At 60.1% G+C, this 25121-nt stretch carries 24 protein-coding genes and 1 pseudogene; 15 read left to right on the top strand and 10 right to left on the bottom strand.

Going from position 1 to position 25121, the window contains the following annotated elements:
• Positions 1 to 39: 39 nt before the first annotated feature.
• Both AC1D19_RS16000 and AC1D19_RS15995 read left to right on the top strand, forming a co-directional pair.
• A pseudogene (locus tag AC1D19_RS16000) lies at positions 40 to 180 on the top strand (type II toxin-antitoxin system HipA family toxin); the annotation flags it as partial.
• The gene (locus tag AC1D19_RS15995) at positions 177 to 530 is read left to right on the top strand and encodes a DUF1493 family protein (protein ID WP_477763768.1); all 354 of its coding nucleotides are present in this window, start codon (positions 177 to 179) and stop codon (positions 528 to 530) included. The pseudogene AC1D19_RS16000 and the gene AC1D19_RS15995, both read left to right, overlap by 4 nt.
• Before the next feature lie 99 nt (positions 531 to 629).
• Here the strand turns inward: AC1D19_RS15995 and AC1D19_RS15990 are convergent, their stop codons facing one another.
• The 3 genes from AC1D19_RS15990 to AC1D19_RS15980 form a co-directional block, all read right to left on the bottom strand.
• On the bottom strand, positions 630 to 2171 hold the full coding sequence (locus AC1D19_RS15990; protein WP_056726915.1) for a phosphoenolpyruvate carboxykinase: 1542 nt from the start codon (positions 2169 to 2171) through the stop codon (positions 630 to 632).
• Between the two features lie 180 nt (positions 2172 to 2351).
• A complete protein-coding gene (gene hslO, locus AC1D19_RS15985; RefSeq protein ID WP_477763767.1) occupies positions 2352 to 3254 on the bottom strand; it encodes an Hsp33 family molecular chaperone HslO in 903 nt (300 codons plus the stop codon).
• Positions 3255 to 3482: 228 nt separating this feature from the next.
• The gene (locus tag AC1D19_RS15980; protein WP_108216131.1) at positions 3483 to 3887 is read right to left on the bottom strand and encodes an RNA-binding S4 domain-containing protein; all 405 of its coding nucleotides are present in this window, start codon (positions 3885 to 3887) and stop codon (positions 3483 to 3485) included.
• A 216-nt stretch (positions 3888 to 4103) separates the two neighbouring features.
• On the opposite strand from AC1D19_RS15980, the gene rimB reads away from it, so the two are divergent.
• Positions 4104 to 4583, top strand: coding sequence for a retropepsin-like aspartic endopeptidase RimB (gene rimB / locus AC1D19_RS15975; protein ID WP_477753119.1), 480 nt, complete (start codon positions 4104 to 4106; stop codon positions 4581 to 4583).
• On the top strand, positions 4580 to 5485 hold the full coding sequence (gene rimK / locus AC1D19_RS15970; RefSeq protein WP_007972871.1) for a 30S ribosomal protein S6--L-glutamate ligase: 906 nt from the start codon (positions 4580 to 4582) through the stop codon (positions 5483 to 5485). Before rimB ends, rimK begins: the two co-directional genes overlap by 4 nt.
• Positions 5486 to 5588: 103 nt before the next feature.
• Here rimK and AC1D19_RS15965 read toward each other — a convergent pair whose 3' ends face one another.
• Together AC1D19_RS15965 and ompR are read right to left on the bottom strand one after the other, a co-directional pair.
• A complete protein-coding gene (locus AC1D19_RS15965; RefSeq protein WP_414876977.1) occupies positions 5589 to 6902 on the bottom strand; it encodes an ATP-binding protein in 1314 nt (437 codons plus the stop codon).
• Positions 6903 to 7017: 115 nt separating this feature from the next.
• On the bottom strand, positions 7018 to 7758 hold the full coding sequence (gene ompR, locus AC1D19_RS15960) for an osmolarity response regulator transcription factor OmpR (RefSeq protein WP_007972873.1): 741 nt from the start codon (positions 7756 to 7758) through the stop codon (positions 7018 to 7020).
• 362 nt (positions 7759 to 8120) lie between these two features.
• Between ompR and AC1D19_RS15955 the strand changes: the two genes are divergently transcribed.
• The 7 genes from AC1D19_RS15955 (at position 8121) to tauD (ending at position 16457) form a co-directional block, all read left to right on the top strand.
• A complete protein-coding gene (locus AC1D19_RS15955; protein ID WP_477763766.1) occupies positions 8121 to 10445 on the top strand; it encodes a Tex family protein in 2325 nt (774 codons plus the stop codon).
• The gene (locus AC1D19_RS15950; RefSeq protein WP_477753116.1) at positions 10445 to 10828 is read left to right on the top strand and encodes a PaaI family thioesterase; all 384 of its coding nucleotides are present in this window, start codon (positions 10445 to 10447) and stop codon (positions 10826 to 10828) included. Before AC1D19_RS15955 ends, AC1D19_RS15950 begins: the two co-directional genes overlap by 1 nt.
• 232 nt (positions 10829 to 11060) lie before the next feature.
• On the top strand, positions 11061 to 12644 hold the full coding sequence (gene gshA / locus AC1D19_RS15945) for a glutamate--cysteine ligase (RefSeq protein ID WP_477753115.1): 1584 nt from the start codon (positions 11061 to 11063) through the stop codon (positions 12642 to 12644).
• A 226-nt stretch (positions 12645 to 12870) separates the two neighbouring features.
• A complete protein-coding gene (gene tauA / locus AC1D19_RS15940) occupies positions 12871 to 13848 on the top strand; it encodes a taurine ABC transporter substrate-binding protein (RefSeq protein ID WP_477753114.1) in 978 nt (325 codons plus the stop codon).
• A 15-nt stretch (positions 13849 to 13863) separates the two neighbouring features.
• Positions 13864 to 14658, top strand: coding sequence for a taurine ABC transporter ATP-binding subunit (tauB, locus tag AC1D19_RS15935; protein WP_477763765.1), 795 nt, complete (start codon positions 13864 to 13866; stop codon positions 14656 to 14658).
• A complete protein-coding gene (tauC, locus tag AC1D19_RS15930) occupies positions 14655 to 15488 on the top strand; it encodes a taurine ABC transporter permease TauC (protein ID WP_477763764.1) in 834 nt (277 codons plus the stop codon). The genes tauB and tauC overlap by 4 nt, the downstream gene beginning before the upstream one ends.
• Before the next feature lie 132 nt (positions 15489 to 15620).
• A complete protein-coding gene (gene tauD, locus AC1D19_RS15925; RefSeq protein WP_477763763.1) occupies positions 15621 to 16457 on the top strand; it encodes a taurine dioxygenase in 837 nt (278 codons plus the stop codon).
• Positions 16458 to 16574: 117 nt separating this feature from the next.
• Here the strand turns inward: tauD and mgrA are convergent, their stop codons facing one another.
• The 3 genes from mgrA to AC1D19_RS15910 all read right to left on the bottom strand — a co-directional run bounded on the left by mgrA (position 16575) and on the right by AC1D19_RS15910 (position 18414).
• Positions 16575 to 17612: an L-glyceraldehyde 3-phosphate reductase gene (gene mgrA / locus AC1D19_RS15920; RefSeq protein ID WP_477763762.1), complete on the bottom strand. Its 1038-nt coding sequence runs from the start codon at positions 17610 to 17612 to the stop codon at positions 16575 to 16577.
• 158 nt (positions 17613 to 17770) lie between these two features.
• Positions 17771 to 18235, bottom strand: a complete 465-nt coding sequence (locus tag AC1D19_RS15915; RefSeq protein WP_477753109.1) for a type II toxin-antitoxin system HicB family antitoxin — start codon at positions 18233 to 18235, stop codon at positions 17771 to 17773.
• Complete coding sequence (locus AC1D19_RS15910) at positions 18232 to 18414, bottom strand: type II toxin-antitoxin system HicA family toxin (protein ID WP_477763761.1); 183 nt, start codon at positions 18412 to 18414, stop codon at positions 18232 to 18234. The genes AC1D19_RS15915 and AC1D19_RS15910 overlap by 4 nt, the downstream gene beginning before the upstream one ends.
• A 215-nt stretch (positions 18415 to 18629) precedes the next feature.
• Between AC1D19_RS15910 and AC1D19_RS15905 the strand changes: the two genes are divergently transcribed.
• Positions 18630 to 18890, top strand: coding sequence for a hypothetical protein (locus AC1D19_RS15905; RefSeq protein WP_477753108.1), 261 nt, complete (start codon positions 18630 to 18632; stop codon positions 18888 to 18890).
• Between the two features lie 24 nt (positions 18891 to 18914).
• On the opposite strand, the gene betT is transcribed toward AC1D19_RS15905, so the two are convergent.
• Entirely contained in the window at positions 18915 to 20870 is a 1956-nt protein-coding gene (betT, locus tag AC1D19_RS15900) for a choline transporter BetT (protein WP_477763832.1), read from the bottom strand.
• 377 nt (positions 20871 to 21247) lie between these two features.
• Positions 21248 to 22174, bottom strand: a complete 927-nt coding sequence (gene epsC, locus AC1D19_RS15895) for a serine O-acetyltransferase EpsC (protein ID WP_477753107.1) — start codon at positions 22172 to 22174, stop codon at positions 21248 to 21250.
• Positions 22175 to 22364: 190 nt separating this feature from the next.
• Here epsC and AC1D19_RS15890 point away from each other — a divergent pair, with 190 nt between their 5' ends.
• The 3 genes from AC1D19_RS15890 to tcyL all read left to right on the top strand — a co-directional run bounded on the left by AC1D19_RS15890 (position 22365) and on the right by tcyL (position 25119).
• Positions 22365 to 23357: a D-cysteine desulfhydrase gene (locus AC1D19_RS15890; RefSeq protein WP_477763760.1), complete on the top strand. Its 993-nt coding sequence runs from the start codon at positions 22365 to 22367 to the stop codon at positions 23355 to 23357.
• A 296-nt stretch (positions 23358 to 23653) separates the two neighbouring features.
• Positions 23654 to 24454, top strand: a complete 801-nt coding sequence (gene tcyJ / locus AC1D19_RS15885; protein ID WP_223457337.1) for a cystine ABC transporter substrate-binding protein — start codon at positions 23654 to 23656, stop codon at positions 24452 to 24454.
• Complete coding sequence (gene tcyL, locus AC1D19_RS15880) at positions 24454 to 25119, top strand: cystine ABC transporter permease (RefSeq protein WP_046040764.1); 666 nt, start codon at positions 24454 to 24456, stop codon at positions 25117 to 25119. Before tcyJ ends, tcyL begins: the two co-directional genes overlap by 1 nt.
• Positions 25120 to 25121 lie beyond the last annotated feature (2 nt).

Raw genomic sequence — 25121 nt, 5'->3', positions numbered from 1 at the left:
CTGCAGGTTTGCGCTTGCAGGGCTTTTCTCGTTTTCGGTCGTGCGGATGCAGAAAACATCATCGACAGCTTCAAAGAAGTTGTCAGCCAATGGCCAACACTAGCGGGGGCTTTGGGGCTATCGAAACGTGAGCAGGATAATATGGCGCCTGCATTTCGATTAGCGGAGCCTACGCAATGAACCTCGCCCCCAACCTCCCCGACGACCACTTGATGCAGCAACTCATGCAACTGCTGCATGAAGAACTCGGCTTCCCCGAGCGCAAAACCATCAGCCTCGCCACCTCGATCAACTTCGACCTGGGCTGCAACGGTGCAGACGCCCGGCATTTGATCGAAACCCTGGAAGACCACTTCGCCATCGATTTCGTAGATTTCGACAGCTATCGCTATTTCCAGCCCGACGGCTTTGACGTGAATCTAAAGCGAAAATCCAAGGGTCGCGGCGAGAAGGTGCCTTTGACCATCGGCATGCTCTACCGGGCCATCAAGGCCCAACGCTGGGACACGGATGAGCTCGAGGGCCTGTAACGGCCCGACGCATTCTGACTTGCCCGCGAAAAACTGAATTTTGCGCACAAAAAAAAAGCCGCCCCGAGGGGCGGCTTCTTCGTTAGCTCAATCCAACACTTACAACTTAGGACCAGCAGCCTTGATCGCGTCGCTCACTTCGAACTTCTTGAAGTTCTCGATGAACAGGCCGGCCAATGCTTTGGCGGCTTCGTCGTAGGCGGCTTTGTCGGCCCAGGTGTTGCGTGGGTTCAGCAGGCCAGTCTCAACGCCCGGTACGGCCACTGGCACGTCGAGGTTGATGGTGTCCAGGTGCTCGGTCTCGGTACCGATCAGCGCGCCGCTCTGGATCGCTGCGATCACGGCGCGGGTGGTCGGGATGTTGAAGCGCTTGCCGACGCCGTAGCCACCGCCGGTCCAGCCGGTGTTGACCAGGTAGACCTTGGAGCCGAAGCCGCGGATGCGCTTGATCAGCAGCTCAGCGTATTCACCGGCCGGACGCGGGAAGAACGGTGCGCCGAAGCAGGTGGAGAAGGTCGACTTGATGCCGCTGCCCGAACCCATTTCGGTCGAACCGACCAGTGCGGTGTAACCGGACAGGAAGTGGTAAGCCGCTTGTTCTTCGTTGAGGATCGACACTGGCGGCAGCACGCCGGTCAGGTCGCAGGTCAGGAAGATCACAGCGTTCGGCTCGCCACCGAGGTTCTTCTCGGAACGCTTGGCAACGTGCTCCAGCGGGTAGGCGGCACGGCTGTTCTGGGTCAGGCTGACATCGGCGTAGTCGGCGTGCTTGGCGTCATCGATGACGACGTTTTCCAATACCGCGCCGTGCTTGATGGCTTTCCAGATAACCGGCTCGTTCTTCTCGGACAGGTCGATGCACTTGGCATAGCAACCGCCTTCGATGTTGAACACAACGCCTTCGCCCCAGCCGTGCTCGTCGTCACCGATCAGGTAACGGCTTTCGTCGGCGGACAGGGTGGTTTTACCAGTGCCGGACAGACCGAAGAACAGGGTCACGTCGCCCTCTTCGCCGATGTTGGCGGCGCAGTGCATTGGCAGTACGTCGGCAGCCGGCAGCAGGAAGTTCTGCACCGAGAACATGGCTTTCTTCATTTCACCGGCGTAACGCATGCCGGCGATCAGCACTTTCTTCTGTGCGAAGTTGAGGATCACACAGCCGTCGGAGTTGGTGCCGTCACGCTCTGGCACGCACTCGAAGTTGGCAACGTTGAGGACCTGCCACTCGTCACGACCCGCCGGGTTGTACTGAGCCGGGTTGATGAACAGGCAACGGCCGAACAGGTTCTGCCAGGCAGTCTGGGTGGTCATCTTCACGGCCAGATAGTGCTCGGAAGCCGCACCTACATGCACGTGGGAAACGAAATGCTCTTGCGCGTTATTGAATGCCTCAACGCGAGCCCACAGGGCGTCGAACTTGTCGGCCGGGAACTTGCGGTTGATCGGGCCCCAGGCGATGGCGGCCTGGGTGCTTGGCTCTTCAACGATGAAACGATCGACTGGCGAACGGCCGGTACGGTGACCGGTACGAACAACCAGTGCGCCGGTATCGGCAAGCTCGCCTTCACCGCGGTTGAGGGCTTCTTTAACCAGATCATCAACACTCAGATCGGTGTACACGGCATTGTTGGCTTGCGTCATGAGGTTCCCCGTCGGCCAGTGGCCGAGTGCTCCAAACGTTTTTGTAGTAGAAAGTCGTGCACTACTACCGCGAAAAAAGTGGGCCGGATTATGCCAGAAAAGCCCAAAAAGAGTAGGCCCCTCCTGTCGTAACGGCATTAATCCGGCGGCAGCCAGTGAATTTACCTGCGCTGAATCGTTTTAGTGACGGGTATCTGACGGCGTCTCGATACCCGCACCGGCGAACAATTGAGTCACGTCGGCGGCATCGAACAGGTAGCGCTGGTTGCAGAACTGGCAATCGATTTCGATGTTGCCACCGTGTTCGACCACCAATTGCTGCGCGTCTTCCATACCCAGACTGACCAGCGCATTGGCTGAACGTTCGCGGGAGCAGCTGCAGCGGAAGCGCAACTTCTGCACATCGAACAGACGCACCTGCTCTTCGTGGTAGAGACGATGGAGCACGGTTTCGTTGTCCAGGCCCAGCAGTTCATCGGCGGTCAGAGTGGTGGCCAATGCGGTGAGGTGCTGCCAGCTGGCAGCGCGTTCCTCTTCGTCTTTAAGGCGGTCGGCGGGCAGTTGCTGCAGCAACAGGCCACGGGCGCGGCGGCCATCGGCGCAGAGCTTGATACGCGTGCCAATCTGCTGCGACATGACGAAGTAGTTGGTAAAGCAGTCGGACAACGTTTCGCCATCCAGATCGACGACGCCCTGGTAGCGTTGGCCCTGTTTCGGGTCGACGGTCAATGTCAGCGAGCCATCCGGCATCAAGTCGGCCAGGGTAGCGTCGGGGGCAATGCGGTCCGCTTCGTAACGGGCCAGGCCACGAATATCGCGCTCGCTGGAGCACTCGATCATCAGCAGCGGGATCGGACCTTCGGAGCGGGCCTGCAGGATCAGCAAGCCATCGAACTTCAACGCGCCGACCAGCAACGCTGCAGCCGCCATCAGCTCGCCGAGCAGTTGCGCGACCGGCTGCGGGTAGGCGTGTTTGGCCAGGACTTCGGCGTAGCTGAGCTCCAAAGAGACCAGCTCGCCACGGGTGTCGCTGTCATCGAAGATGAAGCGTTGGGTGAAGTCGTTATCCGATAGGTCGGTCATAAGTCTGGGTATCTGAAGTGGTGACAAAAGTGATTACAGAATTCGAGGTTACGCCTTGGCCATAGCGTCTTGCTGTCTGGTTATGGCTTACAGGCCGGCGACTGCGTGCGCTTTACGACGAATGGCACTGCCAATGGCTCATGCAGGGTAGGCGAATTACCCCATATGGCTACGCGCAAGCACAATTACAAGTCTTTGCCTGTATGAGTGATCGACGGACCCGGTCAATCATTCGTTGCTGCTGCCACGAAACTTGAACAGATCCCGCCGCTGTTTCTTGCTCGGTTTGCCATCGGTGCTCACGCCCAGAGCGCCTGCTTTACGCTCGGCGGCGGCGTTTTCGCGCTTGGCGATGCTGGCTTCGGTTTCGGCGTACAGCATCTGCGCTTCCGGCGCGCCACGGCGAACGATCGACAGCGCCTGGACCACCACCGTGCGCTCGTCGAAACCGGTACGAATCACGAATTCATCGCCGATACGTGGCTCCTTGCCGGGCTTGCAGCGCTCACCCCGGCAATGCACCTTGCCGCTTTCAATCGCCGCTTTGGCCAAGGCCCGGGTTTTGTAAAAACGCGCAGCCCACAACCATTTATCGAGGCGGACTTTGTCGTCCTCTTCGTTTTTTTGTGCCATGGAATTTCCTCATTCTGAAATATTGGTGAACTGTACTACCGTTTCTGTCGTACCAAGAATTACTCCGTCCCGGACTACAATGCTGACATTCCATAACCTCCTTGCGGGGCAGGAAATCCGGGCCGTAGATATCTGTCGCCTTTTAATCATTATTCTGCGTGAATACCGCGAATTCGGTCGCCTGCGGCCACCGCGGCTTCTACCGGTTGAGCAATATTGAAGACATTTGACCATTTGACCGTTATCGGTCTGCGCGAGTGGGTGGCGCTCCCTGATTTGGGAGTCGCCGGCCTTCGGGCAAAAATCGATACCGGCGCCAGCACCTCAAGCCTCCACGCCACCGAAATCGAGCCGTTCGAGCGCGACGGCGAGCAGTGGGTGCGTTTCACGGCACACCTGGGCACGGTGGTGCAGTTGCGTCACCGTCGCTGCGAAGCACCGCTGGTGACAAGGAAAACCATTAAAAGCTCAAACGGTCACGCGCAGGTGCGATACGTGATCAGCACCACACTGGCCCTTGGTGATCGGGTCTGGCGGGTCGAGTTCACGCTCGCCTGCCGCAAGTCCATGCGCTATCGCCTGCTGCTCGGCTCAAAAGCCCTGATCCACGGCCAGTTGGTGGTCAATCCGGGCATCAAGTATGTACAAGACAAGCCGGTGTTCCCGGTATCTACCTCCTCCACAGGTGTTGCATGAAGATCGCTGTGCTGTCGCGGAACCCGCGTCTGTATTCCACCCGTCGTCTGGTCGAAGCCGGTACCGAGCGTGGCCATGAAATGGTGGTGGTCGACACCTTGCGCGCCTACATGAACATCGCCAGCCACAAGCCGCAGATCCACTACCGCGGCAAACCGCTGGAGGGTTTCGATGCGGTGATTCCACGGATCGGTGCGTCCGTGACCTTTTATGGCTGCGCAGTGCTGCGCCAGTTCGAAATGATGGGGGTATTTCCACTCAACGAATCGGTGGCCATTGCCCGTTCGCGGGACAAGCTGCGTTCGCTGCAATTGCTGTCTCGTCGCGGGATCGGTTTGCCGGTGACCGGCTTTGCCCACTCCCCCGATGACATTCCCGACCTGATCGAAATGGTCAACGGCGCGCCGTTGGTGATCAAGGTGCTGGAAGGTACCCAGGGCATCGGCGTGGTGCTGTGCGAAACCGCCACGGCCGCAGAATCGGTGATCGAGGCATTCATGGGCCTCAAGCAGAACATCATGGTTCAGGAGTACATCAAGGAGGCTGGCGGGGCGGATATTCGCTGCTTCGTCGTCGGTGACAAGGTGATTGCGGCGATGAAGCGCCAGGCCAAACCCGGCGAGTTTCGCTCCAACCTGCATCGCGGTGGCAGCGCGAGCCTGATCAAGATCACACCCGAAGAGCGCATGACAGCGTTGCGTGCGGCGAAGGTCATGGGGCTGGCGGTGGCGGGAGTGGATATCCTGCGCTCCAATCACGGGCCGCTGGTGATGGAAGTGAACTCGTCGCCGGGGCTTGAAGGGATCGAGACCACCACCGGGAAGAATGTGGCGGGGATCATCATTGAGCATCTGGAGAAGAATGGTGGGCCGAATATGACGCGGACCAAAGGTAAGGGTTGAGCCTGAAAAGATCGCAGCCTCGCTTCGCTCGACAGCTCCTACGGGGGATCGCATTTTTCTGTAGGAGCTGTCGAGCGAAGCGAGGCTGCGATCTTTTCAGCCGTTAAACCGCATCCCGCGGCAACATCAACCCCAACGGCAACCGCACCCGCGCTTCCAGCCCACCACCCGAGCGATTGCGTAGTTCGACATTCCCGCCATGCATCGAAGCGATCCGCTTCACGATTGCCAATCCCAACCCGGTGCCCTTGCCGCCGCGGGCACGATCGCCGCGGGTGAACGGGTTGAAAATCGCCTCCAGCTCTGACGGATCGATCCCCGCGCCACGGTCCATGACACTCAGGACCACATACGGCGCACTGGTATCCCCGGACACATATGCCGCCACTTCCACCCCGCTGCCGGCGTGATGCAGAGCATTACCGATCAGGTTGTTCAGCAGCCGCTTCATCGATACCCGACGCAGCGGGAACGGCTGGATCGGCTCCAGGCGCAAATGCACTTTCTCTTCGTTCTGGTTGTACGGCGCGGCGACTTCACGAACCAGATCGCTCAGGTCCACTTCTTCCACCGACTCATCACGTCCGTCACGAATGAACGCCAGGAACTGGTCAAGAATCGCGTCCATGTCTTCGATGTCACGGATCATGTCGTCCGTCAGGTCACTGTGGTCGCCCATCAGCTCCAGGGACAGCCGCAAGCGGGTCAACGGCGTACGCAAGTCGTGGGACACCCCGGCCAGCATCAACTCGCGTTCGCGACCGGCCTGCTCGACGTCTTCGGCCATCTGGTTGAAGGCGCGGTAAACCTCGGTCATCTCACTCGGCGTATCGCTGATCGGCAGGCGCACGCTGCGACCCTGGCCGAGTTGCCGTGCGGCATACACCAGACGCTTCAAAGGTTGATTGAGCTGGCTGACGAAGATCCACGCAGACGCCGTGGACAGCAGACCGATAGCAAGGAACCAGCCGAGCACATTCCAGATTTTCTGACCACGCAACGGGTGCGGATACAACGGCACTTTCAGCCAACCTTCACCCAGGCTCGGAGCACGAACCCACAGTGCCGGGGGAGAATGCATGCGTAGTCGCACTTCGGTGTCCGGCCCCAACTCGGTCTGCATCTGTCGCTGGTAAATCTCACTGTAGGGCCAATGTTGCTCGCCTTCCGGGACACCGGCGCCCACTACCCTGATCAGGGGTGCACTATCGGCAATCTTTGCGCGGTTCTCTTCATCAGCCGCCCAGTAGGCACGCAACACCAGGGCGACACCGTGGCTGTATTGGCGGTCCACCAGCACGTCTTCGTTCATCAGCAGATAAACCAGGGTCAGCGCCTTGGAGAAGAGAACGACGATGAGCACCAGCCAAAGGGTGCGAGAAAAGAAGCTCTGGGGAAACCAAACGGGGGTTTTCATGGATAGCCGTTAAACACTTGCAGGAGCGAGCGATGCTCGCATATTGCGGATCGCGAGTCTGCGGACAGGATCGATTGATCCGTTGTCCGCATGACCCGCTCCTACAAATCGCCAATCACTTGGTGGCGGTACCATCCGGAACAAACACATAACCCACGCCCCAGACAGTCTGGATGTAACGCGGTTTGGAGGGGTCGGGTTCGATCATCCGGCGCAGACGGGAAATCTGCACATCGATGGAACGCTCCAGGGCATCCCACTCGCGACCACGGGCCAGGTTCATCAATTTGTCGCGGGTCAGCGGTTGACGCGCATTCATCACCAGGGCCTTGAGCACAGCGAATTCACCGGTGGTGAGCATGTGCACTTCTTCGCCGCGCTTGAGCTCGCGGGTGGCCAGGGACAACTCGTAGTCACCGAAGGTCACGCTTTCGTCTTCGCTGCCCGGAGCGCCAGGCACCGGAGCCGACTGGCGACGCAATACCGCCTTGACGCGAGCCATCAGCTCATCAGGGTTGAACGGCTTGGCCAGGTAATCGTCGGCGCCCAGTTCCAGGCCCTTGATGCGGCTCAGCTCGTCGCCCTTGGCGGTGAGCATGATGATCGGAATCTGGTTGTTCGCGTTGCGCAGACGGCGGCAGGCGGTCAGGCCGTCTTCGCCGGGCAACATCAGGTCGAGGACGACCAGGTTGAACACTTCGCGCGCCAGCAGGCGATCCATTTGCTCGGTATTCGGTACGGCGCGGGCGCGGTAGCCCTTGCTGACGAAAAAACGTTCCAGCAGGCTGCTCAGCCCCGGATCGTCGTCAACGATAAGAATTTTTTCGCCTTCAGCAGTTTGTGCAGTGCTGCTCATTGGATGCTCCCTTTGATCTCGGCGCGCATTATGGCGTAGCTGCCGTTATACGCACCGTGTGCATTGTTAGCAGATTTTTCCTATACCGCCAGAAAACCGGCCATTGCACCGGCAACCCGCGATGCCCCCGAATGCCGTAACGCTGGTTATAATGCCCGGCCTTTTGTGTCAGGCAACATCAGACAGGTACTACAGACGGACTCCATTTATTTTCATGGCGTCGGCAGTAATTGTTCGATTTCACGGGTCAACGGGATACCTTTTGATCCAGGTAGCGGTGCAGGCCAGGCCGCTCAACCAGACTCGCCGAGGCCCTATCTCTGCGCCTGCGAGCCTGCTTTCACAATTTTTCAGGTGGTTTTATGGACAGCATCAACAGCCGCATCGCCGAGGAACTCGGTGTACGCCCACAACAGGTCGAAGCGGCCGTCGCGCTACTCGATGAAGGCTCTACCGTTCCCTTCATCGCCCGTTACCGGAAAGAAGTGACCGGCAGCCTCGACGATACGCAATTGCGTCATCTGGAAGAGCGCCTGCGCTACCTGCGAGAACTCGACGAACGGCGTATCAGCATCCTCGCCAGCATCCAGGAGCAGGGCAAGCTGACCCCGCAACTTGAACGCGACATCAAGCTCGCCGACACCAAGACCCGTCTCGAAGACTTGTACCTGCCGTACAAGCAGAAGCGCCGCACCAAGGGTCAGATCGCCCTGGAAGCCGGCCTCGGCGAACTGGCCGACGGCCTGTTCAACGACCCGGCCCTGAGCCCGGAAACCGAAGCCGCACGTTTCATCGACGCCGAAAAAGGCGTGGCCGATGTGAAGGCAGCCCTCGAAGGCGCCAAGTACATCCTGATGGAGCGCTTCGCCGAAGACGCCGGCCTGCTGGAAAAGCTGCGCAACTACCTCAAGCAGGAAGCCACCCTCAGTGCCCGCGTGATTGCCGGCAAGGAAGAGGAAGGCGCCAAGTTCCGCGACTACTTCGAACACGACGAACCGCTCAAAAGCATGCCGTCGCACCGCGCCCTGGCGATTTTCCGCGGCCGCAACGAAGGCATTCTCAGCTCCGCGCTGAAAGTCGGCGAGGAACTGCCGGGCACCATGCACCCGTGCGAAGGCATGATCGGCCAGCAATTCGGCATCCAGAACCAGAACCGCGCCGCCGACAAATGGCTGGGCGAAGTGGTGCGCTGGACCTGGAAGGTCAAGCTCTACACCCATCTGGAAACCGACCTGCTGGGCGAGCTGCGCGATGGCGCGGAAACCGAAGCGATCAACGTATTCGCCCACAACCTGCACGACCTGCTGCTGTCGGCCCCGGCCGGCCCGCGCGCCACTCTGGGCCTCGACCCGGGCCTGCGCACCGGTTGCAAGGTCGCCGTGGTCGACTCCACCGGCAAGCTGCTGGATCACGCCACGGTTTACCCGCACGTTCCGCACAACAAGTGGGACCAGACCCTCGCCGTGCTCGCCGCCCTGTGCGCCAAGCACTCGGTGGACTTGATCGCCATCGGCAACGGTACCGCCAGCCGCGAGACCGACAAGCTGGCCGCGGAACTGATCAAAAAATACCCGGCCATGAAAATGACCAAGGTCATGGTGTCCGAGGCCGGTGCATCGGTTTACTCGGCATCGGAGCTGGCTTCCAAGGAATTCCCGGACCTCGACGTGTCGATCCGTGGCGCCGTGTCGATTGCCCGTCGCCTGCAAGACCCGCTGGCTGAATTGGTGAAGATCGATCCGAAATCCATCGGCGTCGGCCAGTACCAGCACGACGTGTCGCAGCTGAAACTGGCCCGTGGCCTGGATGCGGTGGTCGAGGACTGCGTGAACGCCGTCGGCGTGGACGTGAACACCGCCTCCGTGGCGCTGCTGGCACGGATCTCCGGCCTCAACGCGACCCTGGCGCAGAACATCGTCAGCCACCGCGACGAGCACGGCGCGTTCAAAACCCGCGCTGCGCTGAAGAAAGTCGCCCGCCTGGGTGAAAAAACCTTCGAACAGGCCGCCGGCTTCCTGCGCGTCATGAACGGCGAAAACCCGCTGGACTCGTCGGCGGTTCACCCGGAAGCCTATCCGCTGGTTCAGCGCATCGCCGCCGAAACCGACCGTGACATCCGCTCGCTGATTGGCGATGCCACGTTCCTCAAGCGTCTCGATCCGAAGAAGTACACCGATGAAACCTTCGGTTTGCCGACGGTCACCGACATCCTCCAGGAACTGGAAAAACCCGGCCGCGATCCGCGTCCCGAGTTCAAGACCGCCGAGTTCCAGGAAGGCGTCGAAGACCTCAAGGACCTGCAACCGGGCATGATCCTCGAAGGCGTGGTGACCAACGTGACCAACTTCGGTGCCTTCGTCGATATCGGCGTTCATCAGGACGGTTTGGTGCACATCTCCGCACTTTCGGAGAAGTTCATCAAGGATCCACGGGAAGCGGTGAAGGCCGGTGACGTGGTGAAAGTGAAGGTCATGGAAGTCGACATCCCGCGCAAACGCGTGGGCCTGTCGATGCGCATGAGCGACACCCCGGGCGAGAAAATCGACGGCGCTCGCGGCGCGCGTCCGGGGTCGGCTCCACGCCAGTCCCAGAACACCGCACCGCGCAAGGAAACCACGGCGGCAGCACCGGGCAACAATGCCATGGCTTCGTTGTTCGCCAATGCCAAGCAGTTGAAGAAACGCTGATGGACATTCCCGCCGGGCTGACCGAAAGCGCGTTTTTCAAGCTGCTGGGCTGCCGCTTGCACAGTCTGGAAACCGGGGTGGCGCAAGTCGCCCTGGCGCTGGAACCCGAGCTGCGCAATCGCGGTGGCAAGCTGCACGGCGGGGCCTTGTTCAGCCTGGTGGACATTGCCATGGGGCTGGCCTGTTCCAGCACCCACGGTTTTGACCAGCAGAGCGCGACCATCGAGTGCAAAATCAACTACATCCGCGCCGTCGAAGGTGGCGAGGTGATGTGCACGGCGCGGGTGATCCATCCGGGCCGCCGCACGCTGGTGGTCGAAGCCGACGTGATGCAAGGCGACAAACTCGTCGCAAAAGCACAAGGCACGTTCGCTGTCCTGTAGATAGTCTTCCCCGATTTGAGTTAATTTCGGCGCAATGACCTGTAGGAGCGAGCTTGCTCGCGATGAACGTCAGGGCGCCGTTTTCAATCAGGCACCCCTCGTTATCGTTAACCTCCATCGCGAGCTAGCTCGCTCCTACAAAACCAGGCGAAAACGCCAGTTTTAACTTCACCCTTGTAGACCGTCTTGCCCACCCCCATATTGGGGCGACTGACGCGTGAAGGAATCCAACTTGAGCGAACTTCTCAACCGCCGCCTGGCTCTGCTCGGCGAGCGCGCTAACCTCTCTCTGCTCGAACAGTGCCTTCACGGCATCGAACGTGAATGCCTGCGCGTGACCGATGAAGGTCGCCTGGCGCAAACGCCGCACCCGGAAGAATTGGGTTCCGCGCTGACCAATGAACAGATCACCACCGACTATTCCGAGTCGCTGCTGGAGTTCATCACCCCGGCCCTGCCCGATCCTGCCGATACGCTGGCGAGCCTGGACAGCATTCACCGCTTTGCCTACAGCAAGCTCGGCAACGAGTATCTGTGGAGTCCATCGATGCCGTGCCCGTTGCCGGCCGAGGAAGACATCCCGATCGCCTATTACGGCACGTCCAATATCGGGCAGCTCAAGTACGTCTACCGCAAGGGTCTGGCCCTGCGTTACGGCAAGACCATGCAATGCATTGCCGGCATTCACTACAACTTCTCCTTGCCGGAAAAGCTCTGGCCGTTGCTCAGGCAGGCCGAGGGTTTTGTCGGCACTGACCGCGACTTTCAGTCGTCGTCCTACATCGCCCTGATCCGTAACTTCCGCCGCTACAGCTGGCTGCTGATGTACCTGTTCGGCGCCTCGCCAGCACTGGACGCCGGCTTCCTGCGCGGTCGTTCGCATCAGCTGGAGCAACTGGATCCGCAGACTTTGTACTTGCCTTACGCCACCAGCCTGCGCATGAGCGACCTGGGTTATCAGAGCAGCGCCCAGGCCGGCCTGACGCCGTGCTACAACGATCTGAACAGCTACACCGACAGCCTGCGCAAAGCGGTGGCCACGCCGTATGCACCCTATGTCGAAGTCGGCACCCACCAGGATGGCGAGTGGGTACAGCTCAACACCAACATCCTGCAGATCGAAAACGAGTACTACTCCAACATCCGCCCGAAACGCGTGACCTACACCGGTGAACGCCCTATCCAGGCACTGATGGCCCGAGGTATCCAGTACATTGAAGTGCGCTGCCTGGACATCAATCCGTTCCTGCCGATGGGCATCGACCTCACCGAGTCGCGTTTCCTCGATGCGTTCCTGCTGTACTGCGCGCTCAATGACAGCCCGCTGCTGACCAACACCAATTGCGGCAACGCGACCTCGAACTTCCTCAGCGTGGTCAAGGAAGGTCGTCGTCCAGGCCTGCAGCTGCAACGGGATGGCCAGCCGGTTGACCTCAAGGAATGGGCCGGCGAGTTGCTGGAGAAAATTGCTCCATTGGCCGCGATGCTCGACCAGAGCCATGGCGGCGATGCCCACAGCAAAGCGCTGGACGCCCAGATGGCCAAGGTTCGGGACCCGTCCCTGACGCCCTCGGCCCAGGTGCTGGCAGCGATGGCCGAGCACAAGGAGAGCTTTACCCAGTTCTCACTGCGCCAGAGCCAGGCCCATGCCGAGTTCTTCCGCAGCGAGCCATTGGCGGCTGAAGAACAGGCGCAGTTTGAAGAGCGGGCACGTTCGTCCCTGGCTCAGCAGGCTGAGCTGGAACAGAACGAAGTCGGTGATTTCGATGTGTTCGTCGGGGCGTACCAGGCGAGCATTCTGGCGATCAGTAACTAATCGGCGCCTGTAAAAAAGATCGCAGCCTTCGGCAGCTCCTACATTGGAATGCGTTTCCTGTAGGAGCTGCCGAAGGCTGCGATCTTTTTGTTTCCAGCCCATTCACAATGATTCACCGGGTGTTCCCCTCATAAGCTAATTCTAAAAAGTTATTTATTTTCTAATTCTTAGATCATTTAGTCTCTTTCTCACGCCGACTCTCGGTCGCCTGACAAGGAGCTTTCTGATGAAACTGACTTTCCCTCTACGCTTGCTGGCGGCCGCTTCCTTGGTTACCGCAAGTTTTTTTGCCCAGGCGGCCGACTTCACCGTCGCCTACCAGACCACCGTTGATCCGGCGAAAGTCGCCCAAGCCGACGGCGCTTACGAAAAAGCCACCAAGGCCGATATCAGCTGGCGCAAATTCGACAACGGTGCCGATATCATCGCTGCCATCGCCTCCGGCGACGTGCAGATCGGCTACCTCGGTTCCAGCCCTCTGACCGCCGCCATCACTCGCAAAGTCCCCGTAGAAACCTTCCTCATCGCCACCCAGATCGGCGCCGCTGAAGCCTTGGTCGCCCGCGACGGTTCCGGGATCAAGACCCCGCAAGACCTGATCGGCAAGAAAATCGCCGTGCCATTTGTGTCCACCGGTCACTACAGCCTGCTCGCTGCGCTCAAGCACTGGAACATCGACCCATCGAAAGTCACCGTCCTCAACCTGGCTCCACCCGCGATCATTGCCGCCTGGAAACGCGGTGACATCGACGCCACTTACGTCTGGGATCCGGCCCTCGGTGTCGCCAAGGAAAACGGCAAGGTGTTGATCACCTCCGGCGAACTGGCCAAGTTCGGTGCACCGACCTTCGACGCCTGGATCGTGCGCAAGGATTTCGCCGAGAAGCATCCGGAAATCGTCACCGCGTTCGCCAAAGTGACCCTGGACGCCTATGCCGATTACCGCAAAGACCCGCAAGCCTGGCTCGCCAACCAGGGCAACGTTGACAAACTGGTGAAGCTCTCCGGCGCCAAGGCCAGCGACATTCCGTTGCTGCTGCAAGGCAACGTCTACCCGCTGGCGGCTGACCAGGTGCTCACCCTCGGCGCGCCAACCACCAAAGCCATCACCGACACCGCGGCGTTCCTCAAGGAACAAGGCAAGGTCGAGGCGGTGCTGCCGGACTACGCACCGTACGTCAGCGCCAAGTTCATCACCAACTGATCGGGAGTCAATGCGATGGCCTTGCTACAGCTGGAGCGCATCAGCGCACAGTACCCCGGCAATCCGGAACCGGTGTTGGCGGATATCTCCCTGAGCCTGGGACCCCGGCAATTGCTGGTCGCCCTCGGCCCGTCCGGCAGTGGCAAGACTTCGCTGTTGAATCTGATTGCCGGTTTCGTCGAGCCCAGCGCCGGGCGCATCACCCTCGACGGCGTGCCCGTCAAAGGCCCGAGTGCCGAGCGTGGCGTGGTGTTCCAGGACGACGCGTTGCTGCCGTGGCAAGACGTACTGGCCAATGTCGGGTTCGGTCTTGAGCTGGCCGGTATCGCACGGGACAAACGCGAAGCCCGCGCCCGGGAAATGCTCGCCCTGGTCGACCTTTCCGGTTTTGAACAGCGCCGCATCTGGCAGCTTTCCGGTGGCCAGAAGCAGCGTGTCGGCCTGGCCCGCGCCCTCGCCGCCGACCCGCGTGTGTTGCTGATGGATGAGCCTTTCGGTGCCCTCGACGCCTTCACCCGCGAGCAGATGCAGGAACTGTTGCTGCAAGTCTGGCAACGTACCGCCAAACCGGTGTTCCTGATTACCCACGACATCGAAGAAGCCGTGTTCCTCGCCACCGACCTGATTCTGCTGGCACCAAACCCGGGGCAAATCGTCGAGCGCCTGAGCCTCGATTTCGGTCAGCGCTATGCCGCCGGTGAATCGGCCCGCTCGATCAAATCCGACCCACGCTTTATCGAAACCCGCGAACACGTACTCGCCAAAGTGTTCTCCCAACGCAGTGCCGCCCAGTGGCAGGAGCGCGCATGAGCAGTTACCAAACTCCCGTCGCAGCGATCAAGCCAGGCACTCCCGTGACTCCGGTGCCACGCAGCTTGAGCACGCGCTGGATCAGTGTGCTGACACTGTTCGTTCTCGTTGCTATTTGGTGGGCCGTGACGGCGACCAGCTTGATCGAACCGCTGTTCCTGCCGCCACCTTCCGCCGTGCTGCAAAAAGGCTGGCTGCTGGCGACTTCGGGCTACATGGATTCAACCCTGTGGCAGCACCTCGGCGCGAGTCTGGGCCGCATCGGCCTGGGCCTCGGCTTTGCGATTCTCACCGCCGTGCCGGTGGGCATCGCCATCGGCGCCAACCGTATCGCCCGTGGTGTGCTCGACCCGCTGATCGAGTTCTACCGGCCGATTCCGCCGCTGGCTTATCTGCCACTGATCGTGATCTGGTGCGGCATCGGCGAATTGTCGAAAGTGCTGCTGATCTACCTGGCGATCTTCGCCCCGATTGCCATCGCCACCGCCACCGGTGTGCGTACGGTCGACCCGGCCAAATTGCGTGCCGCGCAGTCGCTCGGTGCAACGCGCGTGCAGTTGATTCGCCACGTCATTTTGCCGAGTGCCTTGCCGGATATCCTGACCGGTGTGCGCATTGGCCTCGGTGTGGGTTGGTCGACCCTGGTCGCCGCCGAATTGATTGCCGCCACCAGCGGTCTTGGCTTCATGGTGCAATCGGCTGCGCAGTTTTTGGTCACCGATGTGGTGGTACTGGGGATTCTGGTGATCGCGCTGATCGCCTTCGCGATGGAGTTGGGCCTGCGCACATTGCAACGAAAGCTGGTGCCGTGGCACGGCCAGGCTCACTGAATACCGACAACCCTGTAGGAGCGAGCCTGCTCGCGATTGCTGATTATCAGGTAACAATGCTTTGACTGATGCACCGCTATCGCGAGCAGGCTCGCTCCTACAGTTGGCACCTCCAGATTGAAGAGAACCACCATGAGCCACCTGACCATCGTCCCCTTAAGCTCCGCCCTCGGTGCGCAAATCAGCGGCGTCGACATCAGCCAGCCACTGAACCTGGAGCAGCGCGATGCCATCGAACAGGCCCTGCTCAAGCATCAGGTCCTGTTCTTTCGCGAGCAGCCGATCACGCCACAGCAACAGGCGCGATTCGCCGCGAATTTCGGCGACCTGCACATTCATCCGATCTACCCCAATGTGCCAGAACAACCAGAGGTACTGATCCTCGACACCGCCGTCACCGACGTACGCGATAACGCGATCTGGCACACCGACGTGACCTTCCTGCCGACCCCGGCCATGGGCGCGGTGCTCAGCGCCAAGTTGCTGCCGGCGTTTGGCGGCGACACGTTGTGGGCCAGCGGGATTGCGGCGTATGAAGCCCTGTCGGCGCCGATGAAAACCTTGCTCGAAGGGCTGACTGCCACCCACGATTTCACTCGTTCATTCCCGCTGGAGCGCTATGGCAACACGCCCGAGGCGCTGGTCCAGTGGGAAGAGGCACGACGCAAGAATCCGCCGTTGTCGCACCCGGTGATCCGCACGCACCCGGTGAGTGGGCGCCGCTCGCTGTTCGTCAACGAAGGTTTCACTTCGAAGATCAACGAACTGTCGGAAACCGAGAGCGAGGCGATTCTGAAGTTCCTGTTCGCCCATTCAACGCGGCCGGAGTTCACCATTCGCTGGCGCTGGCAGCAGGACGACATTGCGTTCTGGGACAACCGCGTGACCCAGCATTATGCGGTGGATGATTACCGGCCGGCGCGGCGGGTGATGCAGCGGGCGACGGTGTTGGGGGATGTGCCATTTTAAGATCAAAAGATCGCAGCCTTCGGCAGCTCCTACATTGACTGCGTTCGCCGCAAATATTACGGTCGAACATTGATCCTGTAGGAGCTGCCGAAGGCTGCGATCTTTTGCTTTTCAGGGTTACTCCGCCGTAGAAGGCTTCTCCCAAAGATTGACCCCGCCCTCCCGGGCAAACCGGTCAATCTCCGCCAGTTCCTCTGCACTGAAGCTCAGGTTCTTCAACGCCCCGACGTTCTCGACGATCTGCTCCGGCCGGCTCGCACCAATCAATGCCGACGTGACCCGTGGATCGCGCAGGGTCCAGGCCAGTGCCAGTTGCGCCAGGCTCTGTCCACGACGCCTGGCGATTTCGTTGAGTGCCCGCACTTGGGCGATGTTGGCCTCGGACAAATGCGATGCCTGCAACGAACCACCGCCCGGACGGTTGACCCGCGCATCCGCCGGCACGCCGTTGAGGTATTTGTCGGTCAGCAGACCCTGGGCCAACGGGGTGAAGGCAATCACGCCGGTGCCGAGTTCGTCGGTGGTATCCAGCAGGTCTTTTTCCACCCAGCGATTGAGCAGGTTGTAGGCCGGCTGGTGAATCAGCAGCGGCACTTTCCACTCTTTGAGCAGCGTCGCCATTTCGCGGGTTTTCACCCCGGAATAGGACGAGATGCCGATGTACAGTGCCTTGCCCTGTTGCACCGCTGTCGCGAGTGCGCTGGCGGTTTCTTCAAGCGGCGTATCCGGATCAAAACGGTGGGAGTAGAAGATGTCGACGTAGTCCACGCCCAGGCGTTGCAGGCTCTGGTCGAGGCTGGCCAGCACGTACTTGCGTGAACCGCCGCCCTGACCGTAAGGGCCGGGCCACATGTCCCAACCGGCCTTGCTGGAAATGATCAGCTCGTCGCGGTACTGCTTGAAGTCTTCGCGCAGTAAACGGCCGAAGTTGATCTCCGCGCTGCCGTACGGAGGGCCGTAGTTGTTGGCCAGGTCGAAGTGGTTGATGCCCAGGTCGAATGCCGTGCGCAATAACGCGCGCTGGGTATCGATCGGCGTGCTGTCGCCGAAGTTGTGCCACAGGCCCAACGACAGCGCCGGCAGCACCAGACCGCTGCGGCCTACGCGGCGGTAAGGGATGGAGTCGTAGCGGTTTTCGGCAGCGGTGTAAGTCATCGAATCCTCTCTTGTCGGTCTTGAATCTGGTCTCGACTGCTTTGCCAGTCGCCCAGCATACGCCCGGACAAACGCCAGAAAACCTGAGACTCGATGAATTGCTGAAACGTTTCAGATTTTATTTAATCGGCCCCGACGTTTCGACCAAATCCGCCCCTTTACGCTGACAGTTCGCGCAAGGCGGCAGCAGCCAAAAATCCTGATCTGGAACTGTATCGCTGATCCCGCCTGACCGTTTGGTCGATTCGCTCAAGCAATTGCTCAGGCAGCGTGGCATTGAAGCGCACCGACTTGCCGAAATAGGGCGTGATATCGAATTCGACTACTGCCCACACACCGCCGGCGTAATCGGGGTTATCGAGATGAGCATCGATCTCACGGACCTGCGGCAATGCATCGCCATCGGCGACCAGCCCCTCGTAATGCAGGGACAACGCCTCTTTCACGCTTTCGAGTGCCTGCGCCACAGTGCTACCAGCCGAGAAACATCCCGGCACATCCGGGACGATTACGCCGTACTCTGAGTCGGCATCCTTGTGCAGAACGACCGGAAATTGCATGTGGATAAATCCTTCCTGTGATGTGTCCTCATTGGGACTTTCGTATCCGATGACGGGCTTCATTTCAGACCCGCCTGTTTCAATATGCTGTTGATCGTTCCTTTAGGAAGATCCGAGTCGGGGTGTTTGATCGTCACTCTTCCCGCCTTGCACAAATGCTTGTACTGATGATGGCTACCTTTTACAGCCACCAGATACCAACCATCGTCTTCGATCATCCTGATCATTTCCCGGCTGCGCATGTCCTTCGCCTTTTTTCGACAGCAATGGCTGCGTACTTTAAGCGGCGAAGCGCGATAACAATACACACCATACACACTCAGAAAAATATTAGACGATCATGGCGAGACTGACTTCCTCTCTCAGACTGACGGCGCACTTGCGCAATCAGGCTCGGCAGGAACAAAGTCGCCGAAGCAACGAAGAAGCGATAACTATCGCAAGGATGGAGCAAGCCATGCACACCACGATCATCATCACCTTCGGCCTGGTCCTGCTCGCGATGATGCTGTTCATCGGCGAGAAACTCGGCTTCAGCCGTCAGACACTCACCTACAGTTTCGTGATCCTGTGGCTGGCGTTGACAGTGATCAACGGCGCCATCGGCGTGGTGACCGCCGGACAGGCGTTGAGTACGGAACTGGGGATCGGTACGATGGTGTTCAGCATTCCGGTGGCGGCGCTGGTGTTGTTCATGGTGCTGAGCGCCGAGACCTGAAAAGCCCCGGCGCCCTGCCCGCGATCAACGCACCAGATGCAGGAACTGCATGTGCCGTTCGTACTGATCGAGCATGTCGTTGATGATCTGCTCCTTGGTGTAGCCCACCAGGTCGTAGTCCTGACTTCCCTCGCTCAAATGCACTTCGGCCCGGTAGTAACGGCGATTGTTGAGTTGCTTGGAACCCATGCCGCCACGGGCAAACGATGGCGTGAAGTAACCGCGCATTTGCACCTGATAAACGAACGGATGTTGATCGCCGTGGCCGATCTCCAGGCTGACGCTGTCAGTCGCCGGATCGGGATGCGTCACCACATGCAAGCCCTTCTCCCGGAACACGGCAGACACTTCTTCAATCGCCGGGCGCACCGTTGTGTCGAGGAAGCGATAGACCTCATCCCGCGACGGGAAATGCACCGCCTGACTCAGGCGCTGGCGCCAACCACCCCGCCGTGAACCGGACACCGGTGCCAATGAATGCATCTGCGCAATCTGCTTCTGCGATTCCAGATAAAACGCCTTGTGCAGCCCCCACATCATCAACAGCAGAATCAACGAGAACGGCAGCGAGGTCAGGACCACCGCCGACTTCAACGCATCGATGCTGCCGGAAAACAGCAAAGCACTGGTCACCAGTGCGGTCATCGCCCCCCAGAACACCCGCAGCCATTTCGGCCCGTCTTCATCCGGGTTGCCGCCCTTGGCGGACAGCGTCGAGAGCACCACGGTGCCGGAGTCGGCGGAGGTGACGAAGAACACGAAGCTGATGAACACCGTGACCGCGATGACGGTTTTGCTCCACGGGTAGGTTTCCAGCAGCAGATAGAGCGTCATCGACGGATTGTCGATGGCCGACATGCCGAGCGCGCTCATGCCGTGGTTGAGCACTTGATCGATGGCGCTGTTGCCGAAGATCGACATCCACGCCAGGGTGAAGCCGAGCGGAATCAACAGCACGCCGAAGACAAATTCACGGATGGTCCGGCCACGGGAAATCCGTGCGATGAACAGGCCCACGAACGGCGACCATGCGATCCACCAGGCCCAGTAGAACACCGTCCAGCCGCCCAGCCAGTCGCTGGGTTTGCCGTAGGCGTACAGATCAAAACTCTTCATCGGCAAGGCGCCGAGATAGTCGCCGACGTTCTGGATCAGCGTGTTGAGCAAGTGCTGCGTGGGGCCGGCGAACAACACAAACAGCAACAGCGCACAGGCCAGCAGCATGTTGATGTCGGACATCACCCGCACACCCTTGTCGACGCCGGATACGGCAACAATGATCGCAGCGCCCATCATCAAGGTGATCAGGCCGACCTGAACCCATTGGGTGTGGGCGATGCCGAACAGGTAGTCCAGGCCCGAGTTGAGGTGCAACACGCCGAAGCCCATGTCTGCGCCGAGGCCGAACACCGTGGCGATGATGCCGAAGCCATCCACCGCATAACCGATGGGGCCATTGATGCGCTTGCCGATCAGCGGATACAGCGCCGAGCGCAGGGCCAGTGGCAGGTTATGCCGGTAGGCAAAGTAGGCCAGCGCCATGCCGACAAAGGCGAACACGCCCCAGCCATGCAGGCCCCAGTGCAGAAACAGAATCTGCATCGCCTGGCGCGCCGCCTCCGCCGTACCGGCCTCGCCTTGGGGCGGTTGCAGCATGTGGGTCAGCGGCTCGGACACACAGAAGAAAAATAGAGTGATGCTGATCCCGGCGGCGAACAGCATGCCGGCCCAGGACAAATAACTGAATTCGGGTTCGTCGTGGTCGGCACCGAGCTTGATCTTGCCGTAGCCGGACAAGGCGGTGACCACCACGAAGACCAGATACAGGGTCATCGCCAGCAGGTAATACCAGCCGACCGTGTTGGCCGCCCAGTTTTGCGCCGCCAGCAACCAGGCACCGGCCTGCTCGGGCATGGCGATGACAACGACACCAAACAACAGAATGAAACTCGCCGAGAACCAGAACACCGGCGGATTCATGCGGATCAGGCCGCTTGGAGGGATGGACGATGCACTCACGTTCGGTGCACCTCGGAGGGGAAAATCGTGGCTGTAGAAATCGGACTCAGCAAAGGCAAGCCTCCTGTTGTGAGCGGGCAGCGAACCGCCGGTTTAACTTGAATGAGCGTTCAAGTTAAACATGGATAGGGGGCTAAGGACTAATCGCAGGGCTCGGCGGTAGCTTTCCTACACGAGCTTAAGGAAGGGGATGACGCGGGGATTGGGGGGATTCTGTAGGAGCTGCCGCAGGCTGCGATCTTTTGACTTTTGCAGTGCACTTGAAAAGATCGCAGCCTCGTTTCACTCGACAGCTCCTACAGCCAGCGAAAACTATCTCTCACCAAAAAGCCGGGGCATTACTTCTGCGCCCCATCATCCAACTGCAGATTCGCCTGGGTCAGGTTGCTGCCCGCCGGCACGCTACGGGTTAGCCAGACATTGCCGCCGATGGTCGAACCCTGACCGATGGTGATCCGGCCAAGAATCGTCGCCCCGGCATAAATCACCACGTCATTCTCGACAATCGGATGCCGTGGCTGGCCCTTCTGCAACTGACCGTCTTCGTCCGCCGGGAAGCGCTTGGCGCCCAAAGTCACCGCCTGATAAATCCGCACGCGCTCGCCGATGATCGCGGTTTCGCCGATCACCACGCCGGTACCGTGGTCGATAAAGAAACTGCGGCCGATCTGCGCGCCGGGGTGAATGTCGATGCCGGTGGCCGAGTGGGCGATTTCCGCGCTGATCCGCGCCAGCAACGGCAGCCCGGCACGGTACAAATGGTGGGCCAGCCGGTGGTGAATCACCGCCAGAATCCCCGGGTAGCACAACAGCACTTCATCGACACTGCGGGCCGCCGGGTCACCGTGATAGGCCGCGAGCACGTCGGTGTCCAACAGGCTGCGCAACCCAGGCAAAGCGAGGGCGAAGTCCTGAATGATCTGGATGGTTTTGGCTTCGACCTCGGTATCGGCCTGGGCGCTGTGGCGCGCGGCGTAGCGCAATTCGAGTCGCGCCTGGGCCAACAGCGCATTCAGCGCCACATCCAGCGTATGACCGACGTAGAAGTCTTCACTCTCCTCACGCAAGTCCACCGGCCCCAGGCGCATCGGGAACAGCGCGCCGCACAGGGCTTCGAGAATCTCTGCCATGGCCGCCCGGGAGGGCAGTTCGCGACCGCCCTGCTCGCCGCTGGCCCGGCCGTTTTGTGCACGCCACTGCTCACGTGCCGTGCGCAGCTGACTGACGATGGTCTGCAATTGCCAATGGCTGGAACGCTCACTCACGGTAAAAACTCCTCACGGGCGACCGGACTGTCTGGCCGCACTGACGGCGATTACTTTACGGCAAGGGTCACGAGGCAAATTAAGAACCAATAGTGCTGTGCTCAGTTCGATTGGCTATAAGCGATTGACGGTTGCCCAGGCTTTGGGGCCTGCCTATAGTCCTGAGATCTTCCACGGCCAGTACGGACCCATGATCAAACAACAACTCGCCCGCTTTAACCGCCTCGACCTGCTCGGTCAGCCCACCGCCCTGGAAAAACTCGAACGCCTGTCGACCTGGTTGGGCCGCGACGTGTACGTCAAGCGCGATGACCTGACGCCGCTGGCGATGGGCGGCAACAAGCTGCGCAAACTCGAGTATCTGGCCGCCGATGCCTTGGCCCAGGGTGCCGACACCTTGATCACCGCCGGCGCGTTGCAATCGAACCATGTACGCCAGACGGCCGCCATTGCCGCCAAGTTGGGTCTGGGCTGCGTAGCCCTTCTGGAAAACCCTCTCGGCACTAACGACAGCAATTACACCGGCAACGGCAACCGCCTGCTGCTTGACCTGTTCGATGCCAAGGTCGAATTGGTGGAAAACCTCGACAACGCCGACGAACAACTGCAAGCCCTGGCTGACAGACTGCGCAGCAACGGCAAGAAGCCCTATCTGGTGCCGATCGGTGGTTCAAATGCGCTGGGCGCCCTGGGCTACGTGCGCGCCGGGCTGGAACTGGCCGAACAGATCAAGGACACCGGCCTGCAGTTCGCCGCCGTGGTCCTGGCCTCGGGCAGCGCCGGCACTCACAGCGGACTGGCGCTGGCCTTGAGTGAAGCACTGCCGGATCTGCCAGTGATCGGCGTGACGGTTTCGCGCAGCGATGAAGATCAGCGGCCAAAGGTTCAAGGCCTGGCCGAACGCACCGCCGAGCTGCTGGGCGTGAACCTGCCGGACGCTTTCAAAGTCGAGTTGTGGGACGAGTATTTCGCCCCGCGTTATGGCGAACCGAACGCCGGGACACTGGCGGCGGTGAAGCTGCTGGCAGGTCAGGAAGGCTTGCTGCTGGACCCGGTCTACACTGGCAAGGCCATGGCGGGGTTGCTGGATGGGATCGGGCGTCAGCGTTTCGACGAAGGCCCGATTATCTTCCTGCACACCGGTGGGGCGCCGGCGTTGTTTGCCTATAAGGATTTTCTGTAAGCGATTCAGAAGATCAAAAGATCGCAGCCTGCGGCAGCTCCTACATGGATCGGCATGCACCTGTAGGAGCTGCCGCAGGCTGCGATCTTTTCCTATGGCACCGAATATTCAATTAACGAATAACAAATAGAATATTTATTATTTTATTATCTAACTGTGTCGTCTTATAGTCACGCCGCAGGCGAATTTGCAAGGAGACGCATAAGCTGCATTAAGGCAGGATATTGCAGTCGTCCGAATCCCGAATTTGCCAACTTTCCTTAAGCGTCTTCCATAAGAAAACACAGGGGCTTGTCATGAATTTTTCCGCACTACGTCGCAATCTGCTGGTGGGATCGCTGGGCCTGGCACTGAGCGCCGGCCTGATTGGCCAGGCGGTTGCCGGTGAGCAACTGCAAAAAATCAAAGACGCCGGCGTGATCAACGTTGGCCTGGAAGGCACCTACCCACCGTTCAGTTTCGTCGACGCCGACGGCAAACTGACCGGCTTCGAAGTCGAGTTCTCCGAAGCCCTGGCCAAAGAGCTGGGTGTCAAAGTCAAACTGCAACCGACCAAATGGGACGGCATCCTCGCCGCCCTGGAATCCAAGCGCCTGGACGCAGTGATCAACCAGGTAACCATCTCCGAAGAGCGCAAGAAGAAGTATGACTTCTCCGAGCCCTACACCGTTTCCGGTATTCAGGCGCTGGTGCTGACGAAGAAGGCCGCCGAGCTGAACATCAAGTCCGCCGCCGACCTGTCTGGCAAGAAAGTCGGCGTAGGCCTGGGCACCAACTACGAAGAGTGGGTGAAAGCCAATGTGCCGACCGCTGACATCCGCACCTACGAAGATGATCCGACCAAGTTCCAGGACCTGCGTGTCGGCCGTATCGACGCCATTCTGATCGACCGCCTCGCCGCGCTGGAATACGCCAAAAAGGCCAAGGACACCACCGCCGCCGGTGATGCGTTCTCCCGTCAGGAAGCCGGCATTGCCCTGCGCAAAGGCGAGCCTGAACTGCTGGCCGCGGTGAACAAGGCCATCGATAAGCTGCGCGCCGATGGCACCCTGAAAAAGCTCTCGGAAAAATACTTCAACGCAGACGTCACTCAATAATGGGAGAAGCTTTCCAACTCGCACTGGACTCCGCGCCCTTTCTGCTCAAGGGCGCGTACTACACGGTGATCCTCAGCCTCGGCGGGATGTTCTTCGGCCTGGTGATGGGCTTCGGCCTGGCGCTGATGCGCCTGTCGCGCTTCAAGCTGGTGAGCTGGATCGCCCGCATCTACGTGTCGTTCTTTCGCGGCACGCCGTTGCTGGTGCAACTGTTCGTGATCTATTACGGCTTGCCGCAATTGGGTCTGGAACTGGATCCGCTGCCGGCGGCCCTGATCGGCTTCTCGCTGAACATGGCCGCCTACGCCTGTGAAATCCTGCGTGCCGCGATCAGTTCCATCGAGCGTGGCCAGTGGGAAGCGGCTGCCAGTATCGGCATGACCCGCGCGCAGACCCTGCGCCGGGCCATCCTGCCGCAGGCGATGCGCACCGCATTGCCGCCGCTGGGCAACAGCTTCATTTCGCTGGTCAAGGACACCGCGCTGGCCGCCACCATCCAGGTGCCGGAACTGTTCCGCCAGGCACAGCTGATCACCGCCCGCACCTTCGAAATCTTCACCATGTATCTTGCCGCGGCACTGATCTACTGGGTCCTGGCCACGGTGCTTTCGCACCTGCAGAACCAGTTGGAAGCGCGGGTCAATCGGCACGACCAGGAGTCCTGACC

This window comes from Pseudomonas sp. P1_C12, assembly GCF_056406435.1.
The sequence above is the reverse complement of the archived record's forward strand: the minus strand, read 5'-3'. Positions and strand labels throughout refer to the sequence as shown.

What these genes read in the sequence shown, in the direction of transcription:
- AC1D19_RS15965 (WP_414876977.1), bottom strand. Translation starts at nt 6,902, where the DNA reads ATGAAAACCCCCGTTTGGTTTCCCCAGAGCTTCTTTTCTCGCACCCTT.
- rimK (WP_007972871.1), top strand. Translation starts at nt 4,580, where the DNA reads ATGAAGATCGCTGTGCTGTCGCGGAACCCGCGTCTGTATTCCACCCGT.
- AC1D19_RS15915 (WP_477753109.1), bottom strand. Translation starts at nt 18,235, where the DNA reads ATGAAGCCCGTCATCGGATACGAAAGTCCCAATGAGGACACATCACAG.
- tauB (WP_477763765.1), top strand. Translation starts at nt 13,864, where the DNA reads ATGGCCTTGCTACAGCTGGAGCGCATCAGCGCACAGTACCCCGGCAAT.
- AC1D19_RS15990 (WP_056726915.1), bottom strand. Translation starts at nt 2,171, where the DNA reads ATGACGCAAGCCAACAATGCCGTGTACACCGATCTGAGTGTTGATGAT.
- mgrA (WP_477763762.1), bottom strand. Translation starts at nt 17,612, where the DNA reads ATGACTTACACCGCTGCCGAAAACCGCTACGACTCCATCCCTTACCGC.
- hslO (WP_477763767.1), bottom strand. Translation starts at nt 3,254, where the DNA reads ATGACCGACCTATCGGATAACGACTTCACCCAACGCTTCATCTTCGAT.
- tauC (WP_477763764.1), top strand. Translation starts at nt 14,655, where the DNA reads ATGAGCAGTTACCAAACTCCCGTCGCAGCGATCAAGCCAGGCACTCCC.
- AC1D19_RS15980 (WP_108216131.1), bottom strand. Translation starts at nt 3,887, where the DNA reads ATGGCACAAAAAAACGAAGAGGACGACAAAGTCCGCCTCGATAAATGG.
- tauD (WP_477763763.1), top strand. Translation starts at nt 15,621, where the DNA reads ATGAGCCACCTGACCATCGTCCCCTTAAGCTCCGCCCTCGGTGCGCAA.
- AC1D19_RS15890 (WP_477763760.1), top strand. Translation starts at nt 22,365, where the DNA reads ATGATCAAACAACAACTCGCCCGCTTTAACCGCCTCGACCTGCTCGGT.
- tauA (WP_477753114.1), top strand. Translation starts at nt 12,871, where the DNA reads ATGAAACTGACTTTCCCTCTACGCTTGCTGGCGGCCGCTTCCTTGGTT.
- tcyL (WP_046040764.1), top strand. Translation starts at nt 24,454, where the DNA reads ATGGGAGAAGCTTTCCAACTCGCACTGGACTCCGCGCCCTTTCTGCTC.
- AC1D19_RS15950 (WP_477753116.1), top strand. Translation starts at nt 10,445, where the DNA reads ATGGACATTCCCGCCGGGCTGACCGAAAGCGCGTTTTTCAAGCTGCTG.
- AC1D19_RS15905 (WP_477753108.1), top strand. Translation starts at nt 18,630, where the DNA reads ATGCACACCACGATCATCATCACCTTCGGCCTGGTCCTGCTCGCGATG.
- betT (WP_477763832.1), bottom strand. Translation starts at nt 20,870, where the DNA reads ATGAATCCGCCGGTGTTCTGGTTCTCGGCGAGTTTCATTCTGTTGTTT.
- AC1D19_RS15995 (WP_477763768.1), top strand. Translation starts at nt 177, where the DNA reads ATGAACCTCGCCCCCAACCTCCCCGACGACCACTTGATGCAGCAACTC.
- AC1D19_RS15955 (WP_477763766.1), top strand. Translation starts at nt 8,121, where the DNA reads ATGGACAGCATCAACAGCCGCATCGCCGAGGAACTCGGTGTACGCCCA.
- AC1D19_RS15910 (WP_477763761.1), bottom strand. Translation starts at nt 18,414, where the DNA reads ATGCGCAGCCGGGAAATGATCAGGATGATCGAAGACGATGGTTGGTAT.
- tcyJ (WP_223457337.1), top strand. Translation starts at nt 23,654, where the DNA reads ATGAATTTTTCCGCACTACGTCGCAATCTGCTGGTGGGATCGCTGGGC.
- ompR (WP_007972873.1), bottom strand. Translation starts at nt 7,758, where the DNA reads ATGAGCAGCACTGCACAAACTGCTGAAGGCGAAAAAATTCTTATCGTT.